Origin of the sequence: Streptomyces glaucescens, assembly GCF_000761215.1 — a bacterium.
Classification (GTDB): domain Bacteria; phylum Actinomycetota; class Actinomycetes; order Streptomycetales; family Streptomycetaceae; genus Streptomyces; species Streptomyces glaucescens_B.
This window is the reverse complement of sequence record NZ_CP009438.1, coordinates 2,523,314-2,534,488: the sequence shown is the minus strand read 5'-3', so window position 1 is coordinate 2,534,488 and position 11,175 is coordinate 2,523,314. Positions and strand designations below refer to the sequence as shown.

10 protein-coding genes are annotated in these 11,175 nt (G+C 70.9%); 3 read left to right on the top strand and 7 right to left on the bottom strand.

The annotated features are described in order from the left end of the window. Nucleotides 1-2: 2 nt before the first annotated feature. Nucleotides 3-2,159, bottom strand: coding sequence for an RNA polymerase recycling motor ATPase HelR (gene helR / locus SGLAU_RS10950; RefSeq protein ID WP_043500610.1), 2,157 nt, complete (start codon nt 2,157-2,159; stop codon nt 3-5). Between the two features lie 142 nt (nt 2,160-2,301). On the opposite strand from helR, the gene SGLAU_RS10945 reads away from it, so the two are divergent. Then, complete coding sequence (locus SGLAU_RS10945; RefSeq protein ID WP_043500609.1) at nt 2,302-2,718, top strand: ankyrin repeat domain-containing protein; 417 nt, start codon at nt 2,302-2,304, stop codon at nt 2,716-2,718. Here SGLAU_RS10945 and SGLAU_RS10940 read toward each other — a convergent pair. Together SGLAU_RS10940 and SGLAU_RS10935 are read right to left on the bottom strand one after the other, a co-directional pair. Next, nucleotides 2,692-2,946, bottom strand: coding sequence for a DUF397 domain-containing protein (locus tag SGLAU_RS10940; protein WP_043500606.1), 255 nt, complete (start codon nt 2,944-2,946; stop codon nt 2,692-2,694). The genes SGLAU_RS10945 and SGLAU_RS10940 overlap by 27 nt on opposite strands. Beyond that, nucleotides 2,943-3,782, bottom strand: coding sequence for a helix-turn-helix domain-containing protein (locus tag SGLAU_RS10935; RefSeq protein ID WP_043500605.1), 840 nt, complete (start codon nt 3,780-3,782; stop codon nt 2,943-2,945). Before SGLAU_RS10935 ends, SGLAU_RS10940 begins: the two co-directional genes overlap by 4 nt. A 129-nt stretch (nt 3,783-3,911) precedes the next feature. Here SGLAU_RS10935 and SGLAU_RS10930 point away from each other — a divergent pair, with 129 nt between their 5' ends. Both SGLAU_RS10930 and SGLAU_RS10925 read left to right on the top strand, forming a co-directional pair. Continuing rightward, complete coding sequence (locus SGLAU_RS10930) at nt 3,912-4,367, top strand: ATP-binding protein (RefSeq protein WP_043500604.1); 456 nt, start codon at nt 3,912-3,914, stop codon at nt 4,365-4,367. Nucleotides 4,368-4,460: 93 nt separating this feature from the next. Beyond that, complete coding sequence (locus SGLAU_RS10925) at nt 4,461-5,429, top strand: arabinan endo-1,5-alpha-L-arabinosidase (RefSeq protein ID WP_043500601.1); 969 nt, start codon at nt 4,461-4,463, stop codon at nt 5,427-5,429. Nucleotides 5,430-5,492: 63 nt separating this feature from the next. Here the strand turns inward: SGLAU_RS10925 and SGLAU_RS10920 are convergent, their stop codons facing one another. The 4 genes from SGLAU_RS10920 to mmsA form a co-directional block, all read right to left on the bottom strand. Then, on the bottom strand, nt 5,493-7,025 hold the full coding sequence (locus SGLAU_RS10920; protein WP_043500600.1) for a pyridoxal phosphate-dependent aminotransferase: 1,533 nt from the start codon (nt 7,023-7,025) through the stop codon (nt 5,493-5,495). Between the two features lie 130 nt (nt 7,026-7,155). Then, nucleotides 7,156-8,301 carry an aldose epimerase family protein gene (locus tag SGLAU_RS10915; RefSeq protein ID WP_043500599.1) on the bottom strand — a complete coding sequence of 382 codons (1,146 nt, stop codon included), beginning with the start codon at nt 8,299-8,301 and terminating at the stop codon, nt 7,156-7,158. A 59-nt stretch (nt 8,302-8,360) separates the two neighbouring features. Beyond that, on the bottom strand, nt 8,361-9,605 hold the full coding sequence (gene mmsB / locus SGLAU_RS10910) for a multiple monosaccharide ABC transporter permease (protein WP_043500596.1): 1,245 nt from the start codon (nt 9,603-9,605) through the stop codon (nt 8,361-8,363). Continuing rightward, nucleotides 9,602-11,152, bottom strand: a complete 1,551-nt coding sequence (gene mmsA / locus SGLAU_RS10905; RefSeq protein WP_043506483.1) for a multiple monosaccharide ABC transporter ATP-binding protein — start codon at nt 11,150-11,152, stop codon at nt 9,602-9,604. Before mmsA ends, mmsB begins: the two co-directional genes overlap by 4 nt. Nucleotides 11,153-11,175: the final 23 nt, after the last annotated feature.

Below are 11,175 nucleotides of genomic sequence, written 5' to 3'. Positions count from 1 at the left end.
CGTCACGCCGCCCGGTGGGGCCGGGAGCCGCGCAGGACGACGAGCCGGCGGGTCGCCCGGGTCATCGCCACATAGCGGTCGACGGCCCCTTCGACGCCCTCGCCGAACCGCTCCGGGTCGATCAGGACGACCAGGTCGAACTCGAGGCCCTTCGACAGCTCGGGGGTCAGCGACCGGATGCGGGGCGACGCCGGCCGGAACGCGGGGTCGCCGATGACGCAGGCGATGCCGTCGGACTGCTCGGCCAGCCAGGTGCCGAGGACCCGGTCCAGGTCCGCGACGGGGCCGTGGACGACGGGGAGGCCGGCGGAGCGGATGGACGTCGGCACGTTGGCGTCCGGCAGCGCCGCCCGGATCACCGGCTCGGCCTCCGCCATGACCTCCTCCGGGGTGCGGTAGTTGACGGTCAGGGAGGCCACCTCGATCCGGTCCAGCCCGACCCGCTCCAGCCGCTCCCGCCATGACTCGGTGAACCCGTGCCGGGCCTGGGCGCGGTCACCGACTACGGTGAAGCTGCGGGACGGGCAGCGCAGCAGCAGCATCTGCCACTCCGCGTCGGTCAGTTCCTGCGCCTCGTCGACGATGACGTGCGCGAACGGGCCGGCCAGCGGGTCGCGGTCGGCGCCCGGCAGCGCGCCCTCGTCGACCAGGCTGTCCCGCAGATCCCGTCCGTGCAGCATCGTCACCGCGCTCTCGCCGTCGTGGTCGGCCGCGAGCACGTTGTCGATGACCGCCTCCATGCGGGTGCGCTCGGCGGCGACGGCGGCCCGGTGCCGGCGCCTGCGCCGGGAGGCCTCCGGGTCGCCGAGCCGCTGCCGGGCCGCGTCGAGGAACGGCAGGTCGGACACCGTCCACGCGTGCGGGGCCGCCTTGCGCTGAAGCCTGCGCACCTCGTCCCCGGTCAGCCAGGGGGCGCACATCCTCAGGTAGGCGGGGACCGACCAGAGGTCGCCGACGACGTCGGCGGCCTCCAGCAGCGGCCAGGCGCGGCGCAGGGTGCCGGTCAGTTCCCCGTCGCGCGCCAGCGCCCTGCGGAACAGGGCCTGCGACGCGTCACCGTCGTACTGGTCCCACAGGATGGTGACCAGTTCCTCCCAGACCAGGTCGCGTCCCTCGTTGTGCGGGGTGCCGGGCGGCGGGGCCGCGAACGCCTCGGCCCAGTCGCCGGGCGTCAGCGTCAGGTCGGCCCCCTCCACGGTGACCGTCATGGCCTCGGCGGGCGGCTCCTCGTAGAACCGGACGGCCTTCTCGACCGCCTTCACCAGCTCCGCGGAGGACTTGAGCCTGGCCACCTCCGGGTCGGCCTCGGTCCCCGCCCGCTCGCCCTCGGCGACGAGATCGCGCAGGACACAGGTCCGCACGCCCTCCTCACCGAGGCTGGGCAGTACGTCGGAGACGTAGTCCAGGTACGGCCGGTGCGGGCCGACGAACAGGACACCGCCGCGGCGCTGGGCGAGGCGGGGGTCGGAGTAGAGCAGGTACGCCGAGCGGTGCAGGGCGACGACGGTCTTGCCGGTGCCCGGGCCGCCGTCGACGACGAGCGCGCCGCGCGATCCGGCGCGGATGATGGCGTCCTGGTCGGCCTGGATGGTGGCGAGGACGTCCCGCATCCGGGCCGACCGGGCGCCGCCCAGGCTGGCGATGAACGCGGACTGGTCGTCGAGCGCGGCGTGCCCGTCGAGTCCGTCGGCGGTGAACACCTCGTCCCAGTAGTCGGTGATCCGGCCGCCGGTCCAGCGGTACCGGCGGCGGCTGGCCAGACCCATCGGCTTGGCGTGGGTCGCCGCGAAGAACGGTTCGGCGGCGGGGGAGCGCCAGTCGACGAGGAGGCGCCGGCCGCCGCTGTCGGTGAGGCCGAGCCGCCCGATGTACAGGGGCTCGGGGGCGTCGGCGCGGACGATGCGGCCGAGGCACAGGTCCAGCCCGAAGCGGCGCAGGGTGCGCAGCCGGCCGGTCAGCCGGTGGACCTCGGCGTCCCGGTCCATCGCCGCCCGGCCGGCACCGCCGGGCGCCCTCAGCTCGGCGTCGAGGCGGTCGGACAGTTCGGCGGTCTTCTCTTCGAGGGCGTCGGCGATGGCCAGGAAGTGCTTCTCGTCGTCGGCGATCAGGGTCGGGTCGGCCTTGGCGGCCAGGTGGGCGGGGAGGTCGAACGCACGCACGTCGCGAAGTCACCATTTCCGCAGGTAGACGGCTTGAGTCGTCGATTGTGCGGCACGGTGGGGGCCTTGCCGCAAGCCCCCCTGTGCGCTATACGTTGTACATGGCGGGGAGTGCGTCGTCGCGCTGTGCTCTGATGACCGCGTGAACAGACGACGCCGGAAGAAGCTGACGGCGCGGCTCGTGAGGGCCGTGTGGCTCGGTGAGCACGCCGAAGTCAGGGCGCTGTTGCGCGCGGGCGTCGACCCGCGGATCCCCGACGCCGACGGTACGACGCCCCTGTACGCCGCGTCGGTGCACGGCGACACCGCCGGTGTCCGCGCCCTGCTGGCGGCCGGCGCCGGCCCCGACACGGAGAGCGGCCACGGCAGCGAAGGCACCCCGCTGTGCGGGGCGGCCTGCTGGGGGCACACGGACACGGTCCGGGCCCTGCTCGCCCACGGCGCCGATCCCGGCCTCCGGGAGGACGGCGGCACCGGCCTCACCCCGCTGGCCTGGGCGGAGGCGGGAGGTCACACCGAGACGGCGGAGGTGCTACGCGCCGCGGGCGCCCGCGACTGACCGGAGGAAGCCGCCCCAGGCGGCGGGGGAGAGCGCGAGGCGGGGGCCGTGCTGGTCCTTGGAGTCACGCACGTGAACGGTGGCGGGGGTGAGGGCGACTTCGACGCAGTCGCCGGACGCGCTGCTGCTGTAGCTCGACTTGCGCCAGTCGAAGGCGACCTCGACGCAGTCGTCGCCTTGCGAGCCGCTGTAGCTGCTCTTGAACCAGGCCAGTTCGGACGTGCTCATAGGTCTCCTCGCATCCGCTGCAGCAGGCTCACAGAGTTACGGATGGTGTGAGCCTGTGAACGCATCCTGGCATAACGCCTTTGGAGCACGCTGACTACTTTCCGCTCGGTGATCAGCTGACCGCTCTCCTGCCCTTCGGTGTAGGCGTACCACTTGTTCTGTGGCGTTTCCAGCAGTTGGAAGGGGCCTTGCAGGCCAGTGTGGGATTCCTGAACCAGGGGCATGATCTGAATCTCGACGTTCCGCAGTTCTGCCATCTCCAAGATGTGATCGATCAGCACTCGGGTCACTGCCGTGCCGCCTGTTTGCCGCAGGAATGCGTGCTCTTCGATGATGAAGCTGAAGGCAGTGTTCGGGCGGTCCAGCAACAACTGCTGCCGCATGGCTCGGGCAGCCCATCGCTCATCGATCTGAGTGTCGTCGAGCGGCGGCACGTGATCGACGGCCATGGCCTTTGCGTAGGACTCGGTCTGCAGCAACCCTGGGACCATGCGGCATTCGTACGTGTACAGCGCGATCGCCACCTGCTCCATCCGCGCCCACTGCCGGAACCACGCCGCCAGCCCCGGCTGCCGAGCCAGATGCGCCGCTGCCCTCCGCACCGCCCCCGTGTTCCCCGTCGCCTCCTCCACCCCCTCGACGAACACGGCATCCGGCATCCGGCGGCCCAACTCGACCGACGCCACGGTGTGTTTGGAGTAGCCGACCCGCTCGCCCAGTTCCTCCCTGCTCAACCCCGCATGCTCCCGCAGGGCTTGCACCATCGCCCCGAACGTCCGCATGCTGTCCGACGACTCGGGCTCCCCGCCCGTCCCCACCGCGACCTCGACCACCATCGGCCACACCTCCCGCGCCCATGGTCACGGAGGGTCACCGGTACTGTCCAGGAGGTGACCGCGTACGCTGCGTCGGCGTACGCGGCGCATGCCTGGTGAACGGGGCTTCCCGGGGGCCACATTGGCCCCATGACCGCACCCTCCACCCCCCGTCGGCCGACTACCGTACGTATGTTCACCCAGCAGTTGAGTGCCACTCCGCGCGGCGCCCGCCTGGCCCGTCACCTGGCCGTGGGTCGACTCGCCGAGTGGGGAATCCCCTCCGGGACCGACACCTCGGACACCGTCGCCGCCCTCGTCGCGGAACTCGCCGCCAACGCCGTAACCCACGGCCGGGTCCCCGGCCGGGACTTCGAGCTGCGGCTCTCGCTCGTGCCCGGCGCCGTCCGGATCGAGGTCTCCGACACGCGCTCCGCGTCCCGCCCGCCCGGACCCGGTGACGTACGGCCGCCGCGTCCCCTCGCCGAGAGCGGGCGGGGGCTGCTGCTCGTCGACGCGCTGGCCGACCGGTGGGAGGTGCTGGACCGGGTGCCGGGCAAGACCGTGCGGGCGGAGGTCGACCTGCCGCGCGGGGATTCCGCGTGAACCGTTGACGCGGAAACGGTTCGATTCTACGTTCCCGTTCGCAGTGGCGACCGATGTTCGAGATATCGAAGAAGAGAACGGGAGCACCCCCACATGAGCCGCACCCGCGCCGCCCTCCTCGCCCTCCCCGCAGCCGCCCTCCTCGCCCTGGTCCCCTCCACGGCGTCGGCGTACCCCAACCCCGGTCACGTCACCGGATCCACCGTCGTCCACGACCCGACGATGCTCCGCACACCGTCGGGTCAGTACCTGCTGTACGCCACCGGCGGCGGCATCGCGAACAAGACCTCCACCGACCGCACCGCCTTCCGCGCAGGGGCGGACGCCTTCTCCTCCCGCCCCGGCTGGTGGTCGGCGTACTCCTCGGTGCCGGAGGCCTGGGCGCCGGACATCTCGTACCAGGGCGGCACGTACCTGATGTACTACTCCGTCTCGAAGTTCGGCTCCAACACCTCCGCCATCGGCCTCGCCACCTCCGGCACGGGACAGCCGGGAAGCTGGACCGACCGCGGCATCGTCCACACCTCGAACTCGTCCAGCGACTACAACGCCATCGACCCCAACCTCTTCGTCGACGGCGACGGCAGGTGGTGGCTGTCCTTCGGGAGCTGGTGGACCGGGGTCAAGATGATCCAGCTCGACCCCGGCACCGGGAAGCAGCTCTCCACCGACACCACCCGCTACTCCCTCGCCTCCCGCCCCACCGGGACGAAGGCCGTCGAGGCGCCGTTCATCGTCAAGCGGAACGGCTACTACTACCTCTTCGCCTCGTACGACACCTGCTGCGCGGGCACCGGCTCCACGTACAAGGTCAAGGTCGGCCGGGCCACCAGCGTCACCGGGCCGTACCGCGACCGGAACGGCGTCTCGATGATGAACAACGGCGGGACGCCCGTCCTCGCATCGCACGGCAGCGTCATCGGCCCCGGCGGCCAGTCGATCATGAAGGATGTCGACGGGGACCTGATCGTCTACCACTACTACGACGGCAACGACAACGGCACCCCCAAGCTCGGCGTCAACCTCCTGAACTGGAGCAGCGGGTGGCCCGTCGCCTACTGACCCCGCCGGACGGACGGCCCCGGCCGGCGGCGGGCACGGAACGCGGGAGGACGGGCGCGGGGGTCAGACCGCGCTGGGCCAGCCGCCCGGGGCGGCCCCCGGGGCGGGCCAGCCCGTCGCCGGGGCCGGGGTCAGACCGTCGGTGCCGCGTACCTGGGCGGCGGTGAGGCCGCCGCGGGCGGGGACGCCGGGCGGGGTGGGGCCGGCGGCGACGGCCGCCGCCGGGGCGGGCGCCGGGACCGGGGCGGGCACGGGCAGCGGCTGGGGGGCCGCGGGCTCCTGCGGGAGCGGCTGGGGCTGCGGCCGAGGCGGCGGAGGGCTCTGGACCGGCGGCAGCGGTACGCCCGGCCCGGCGTTCAGCCCCGCGGTCAGTCCGTGCATCCCCGTCCCGTTGGTGGCGCCGACCAGCCGGTCAACCGCCGCCGTGCCCGAGCTGTAGCTGGTCCCGTTGCCCAGCTCGGGCACGGCGGCTTCCCTCCTGGTCCCGTAGAGCACCTGTTCCAGGCCGGACACCAGGCGACGCACGTCGACCTGGGGGCGCACCACGAGCCGCAGGAAGCGGCTGGACGAACCGATCTTGTTGCCGCACTCGCGGACCAGGATCCGGTGCTCGGTGAGCAGCCGGTCCCGGACCACCGTCCCCTCCGCGCCGACGGGGAGGCGCACGAAGAGGAAGTTGCCCTGTGAGGGGTACACCGTCAGCCCGGGGAGGGCGGACAGCCTGCCGGACATCTCCAGCCGGTCGCGGCGAACCTGCTGGAGGCTCCGCGCGTACTCCGCGCCGTGCTCGCGCAGCATGAACACCACGTGCTCCGCGAAGGAGTTGATGTTCCACTTCGGCAGCATGGCGCGGACCTTGCCGGCCAGCGCCGGGTTGGCGACCAGGTAGCCGAACCGTATGCCGTGCAGGCCGAAGTTCTTGCCGAGGCTGCGCAGCACGATCACATTGGGGCGCAGCATCGCCTCCTGGACCACGCTGGGTTCGCTCTCGGCGTCGCAGAACTCCAGGAAGGACTCGTCGACGACGACCAGGTCCCGGTCGGCCATCGCGTCCAGGAACTGCGTGACCGCGTGCCGCGGCACGTAACCGCCGTCGGGGTTGTTCGGGTTGCACAGGACGACGGCCCGCGTCCCGCGCGTGCGGACGAAGTCGGCGTACTGCGCGAGGTCGAGGGCGAAGCCGCCCGACTCCTGGAGCGGGAACATGTCGACCCGCTTGCCGGTCTCCATGGGCTGGTCGGTCCAGCGGCCGAAGGTGGGGACGGGCACGGCCAGGGACTCCCGGACGAGCAGGTGGTCGATCCAGGTGATCAGCTCCGTGGAGCCGTTGCCCATGGCCACGCAGCTCGGCGGGAGCTGGAGCAGGTCGCACAGTTCGGCGGTGATCGTGTCCGCGCCGCTCGGGTAGTACGTGAGGATGTCCCGGAGCCTGGCCGCCATGTCGTCGAACATCGCGGGGGTGGGGAAGTACGGGTTGCAGGGGATGCAGAAGTCCACCGGCCCGGCCCCGTCCGCGCCGACCTGCCGCGTCAGCGCCGCCATCGACGGGCTGTGCGCGGCGCCGCTGCGGAACAGCGAGGTGACGTTGTCAGGCAAGGGGACCTCCGTGCTGTGGGTGGCCCGCGCGGGGGAGCACGGGCCGCCCTTACATACGGAGGCGTGCGGGACGCCGTTCAACTCCGTTGGTGCCGACGTGGGTTGCCGCACCGCCGGAGGGCGGCCGCGGTCACGCGCCGAACGAGTGCACCGTCGTCGAGCGGTACGTCTGCCCCGGGCGCAGCACCGTCGACGGGAACGACGGCTGGTTGGGCGAGTCCGGGAAGTGCTGGGTCTCCAGGCAGAGCGCGTCGCCCTGGCGGTAGATCCGGCCGCCGCTGCCGACGAGGGTGCCGTCGAGGAAGTTGCCGGAGTAGAACTGCAGGCCCGGCTCGGTCGTCGCGATCTTCATGGTGCGGCCGGAGCGCGGGTCGCGCAGCGTGGCGACGTGCTCGGGGCGGGCCGTGATGCCCTTGTCCAGGACCCAGTTGTGGTCGATGCCCTTGCCGTACAGCAGCTGCTGGTGGGCGTCCCGGATGTCCTCGCCGACGGTTTTGGTACGGCGGAAGTCGAAGGGGGTGCCCGCCACCTTCGCCAGCTCGCCGGTGGGGATCAGGCCCGCGTCGACCGGGGTGTAGCGGGAGGCGGCGATGGACAGCTCGTGGTCGTAGACGGTGCCGCTGCCCTCGCCCGCGAGGTTGAAGTAGACGTGGCTGGTGAGGTTGCAGACCGTCGGCTTGTCGGTGGTGGCCTCGTAGTCGATGCGCCAGTCGCCGGACCGGGTGAGCGTGTACGTCACCTCGGCCTTCAGGGTGCCGGGGTAGCCCATCTCGCCGTCGGCGCTGGTGTGGCGCAGGCGCAGTCCGACGTCGGAGCCCCGACGGAACGGCTGCACGTCCCACACCCGCTTGTCGAAGCCCTGCGCGCCGCCGTGCAGGCTGTGGTCGCCGTCGTTGACGGAGAGCTGGTACGTCGTGCCGTCCAGGGTGAAGCGTCCCCGGTCGATGCGGTTGCCGTAGCGGCCGATCAGCGCGCCGAAGTACGGGCTGGAGGACACGTAGTCCTCGATGGTCCCGAAGCCCAGGGAGACGTTCGCGTACCTGCCGCGGCGGTCCGGCAGCTCCAGGGACTGGACGATCCCGCCGTAGGACAGGACCTTCATCCGCGTGCCGCCGTTCTCCAGCGACCAGCGGTACACCTCGGTGCCGTCGGCGAGCCTGCCGAAGAGTTCCTTCACCGGCTTGATGCCTCCCGTGGCGTGGGCGGTGCCGCTGAGCGCGGCGGTGACACCGGCGGCGGCCGCCCCGGCGATGACGGTACGTCTGCTCATGTCCATGTGTAGTGCGGCTCCCGGGTGAGGAGGGGGCCCCGCCGCCCGGCGGGGCCCCGGCTGACTTACGAACCGGACTTGCGCTTGTTCCACACGTCGAACCCGACGGCGGCCAGCAGGGCGAGCCCCTTGATGACCTGCTGCCAGTCGGTGCCGACGCTCAGGAGGTTCATGCCGTTGTTCAGCACGCCGAGGACCAGACCGCCGATGATCGCGCCGAGCACGGTGCCGACACCGCCGCTCATGGACGCGCCGCCGATGAACGCCGAGGCGATCGCCTCGAGTTCGTAGTTCAGGCCGGCCTTCGGGGACGCCGCGTTCAGCCGGGCGGCGATCGCCAGACCGGCCAGGGCCGCGAGCACGCCCATGTTCAGGAAGACCAGGAAGGTGACCTTCCGGTCCTTCACCCCGGACAGCTTCGCCGCGGGCAGGTTGCCGCCGATCGCGTAGATGTGCCGGCCGAAGACGGAGTTGCGCATGAGGTAGCCGTAGCCGACCACCAGCGCGCCCAGGATCAGCAGGACGATCGGCGCGCCCTTGTAGCTGGCGAGCAGCAGGGTGACCGTGAGCAGGGCGGCGGCGATGGCGACCAGCTTCAGCAGAAACAGGTTCAGCGGGACCACGTCCAGCGAGAACTCCTGCTGGCGCTTGCGGTCGCGCAGCTCCTGGAGGACCACGAAGGCGATCAGGACGAAGCCCAGCAGCAGCGTGATGTTGTGGTAGTTGGTCTCGGGGCCGACCTCGGGGAGGAAGCCGTTGCCCATCTTCTGCAGGCCGTCCGGGAACGGGCCGAGGGTCTGCCCCTCCAGCAGGATCTCCGTGACGCCGCGGAAGACCAGCATCCCGGCCAGGGTGACGATGAACGACGGTATGCCGAGATACGCGATGAAGAACCCCTGCGCCGCGCCCGCGACCGCGCCCGCCAGCAGGCACAGCACGACGGCCACCGGCCAGGCGATGTCGTGCTGCACGGTCAGCACGGCCGCGAACGCGCCCACGAACGCCGTCAGCGAGCCGACCGACAGGTCGATGTGGCCCGCGATGATGACGAGCATCATGCCGATCGCGAGGATCAGGATGTAGCTGTTCTGCAGGACCAGGTTGGAGACGTTGCGCGGCAGCAGCAGGTCGCCGTCGGTCCACACGGCGAACAGCGCCACGATCAGACCGAGGGCGAGCAGCATGCCGTACTGGCGCATGTTGCGTCGCAGGCCGTCCAGCACCAGGTGGAGCAGGCCCCCGCCCGACGCCGATCCGGTGCCGCCCGGCGGCGCCGGGGCCGGGCTCTTGGCGGTCACATCCGTGCTCATCGGGTTACCTCTTTGTCCTTCGTCATCTGGCGCATCAGCGATTCCTGCGAGGCCTCGGCCCGCGAGAACTCACCCGTCAGCCGCCCGGCGGCCATCGTGTAGATCCGGTCGCACATGCCGAGCAGTTCGGGCAGCTCGGAGGAGATGAAGACGACCGCCTTGCCCTCGGCGGCCAGCTTGTCGATGACCGTGTAGATCTCGTACTTGGCACCGACGTCGATGCCGCGCGTCGGCTCGTCCAGGATCAGCACGTCCGGACCGGCGAAGATCCACTTGCTGAGGACGACCTTCTGCTGGTTGCCGCCGGACAGCTTGCCCACCGGCTCGAACACCGTGGGCGCCTTGATGTTCATCGACTTCCGGAACCGCTCGGCGACCTGGCGCTCCTCGTGCTCGTCGACGACGCCGCGCTTCGCCACCTTCCGCAGCGCGGTCAGCGAGATGTTCCGGTTGATGGTGTCGATCAGGTTCAGGCCGTAGTGCTTGCGGTCCTCGGTGACGTACGCGATGCCGTTCGCGACCGCCTCCGCCACCGTCTTCGTGCGGATCTCCCGGCCGTCCTTGAGGACCGTGCCGGCCGCGTACCGCCCGTAGGTGCGGCCGAAGACGCTCATCGCCAGCTCGGTGCGGCCGGCGCCCATCAGGCCCGCGATGCCCACGATCTCCCCGCGCCGCACGTTGATCGACACGTCGTCGACCACCTTGCGCTGCTGGTCGATCGGGTGGTGCACGGTCCAGCCCCGGATCTCCAGCGCGGGAGCCGTGCCCTCCTCCGGCCGGTGCGGGGTCCGCTCGGGGAAGCGGTGGTCCAGGTCGCGGCCGACCATGCCGCTGATGATCCGGTCCTCGGTGGTGCCCGGGTCCTTCACGTCGAGCGTCTCGATCGACCGGCCGTCCCGGATGATCGTCACCGAGTCGGCGACCTTGCGGATCTCGTTCAGCTTGTGGGAGATGATGATCGAGGTGATGCCCTGGTTCTTCAGCTCCAGGATCAGATCGAGGAGCTTGTCGCTGTCCTCGTCGTTCAGCGCCGCCGTCGGCTCGTCGAGGATGAGCAGCTTCACCTTCTTGGACAGCGCCTTGGCGATTTCCACGAGCTGCTGCTTGCCCACGCCGATGTCGGCGACGCGGGTCTCCGGGTGGTCGGTCAGCCCGACCCGGCGCAGCAGCTCGGTGGCGTGCCGCAGCGTCTCGTTCCAGTTGATCAGCCCGCGGGTGGCGTGCTCGTTGCCGAGGAAGATGTTCTCCGCGATGGACAGGAACGGCACCAGCGCCAGTTCCTGGTGGATGATCACGATGCCGTGCTGCTCGCTCGCCCGGATGTCCTTGAACCGGCAGGGCTCTCCCTCGAAGAGGATCTCGCCCTCGTAGCTGCCGTGCGGATGGACGCCGGAGAGCACCTTCATCAAGGTGGACTTGCCGGCGCCGTTCTCGCCGCAGATGGCGTGGACCTCGCCCTGCCGGACGGTCAGTGTGACGTCCGACAGCGCCTTGACGCCGGGAAAGGTCTTGACGATCGAGCGCATCTCCAGGACGGGTCCCGCCATGGTCGTGCCTTCCAATCCCTAGG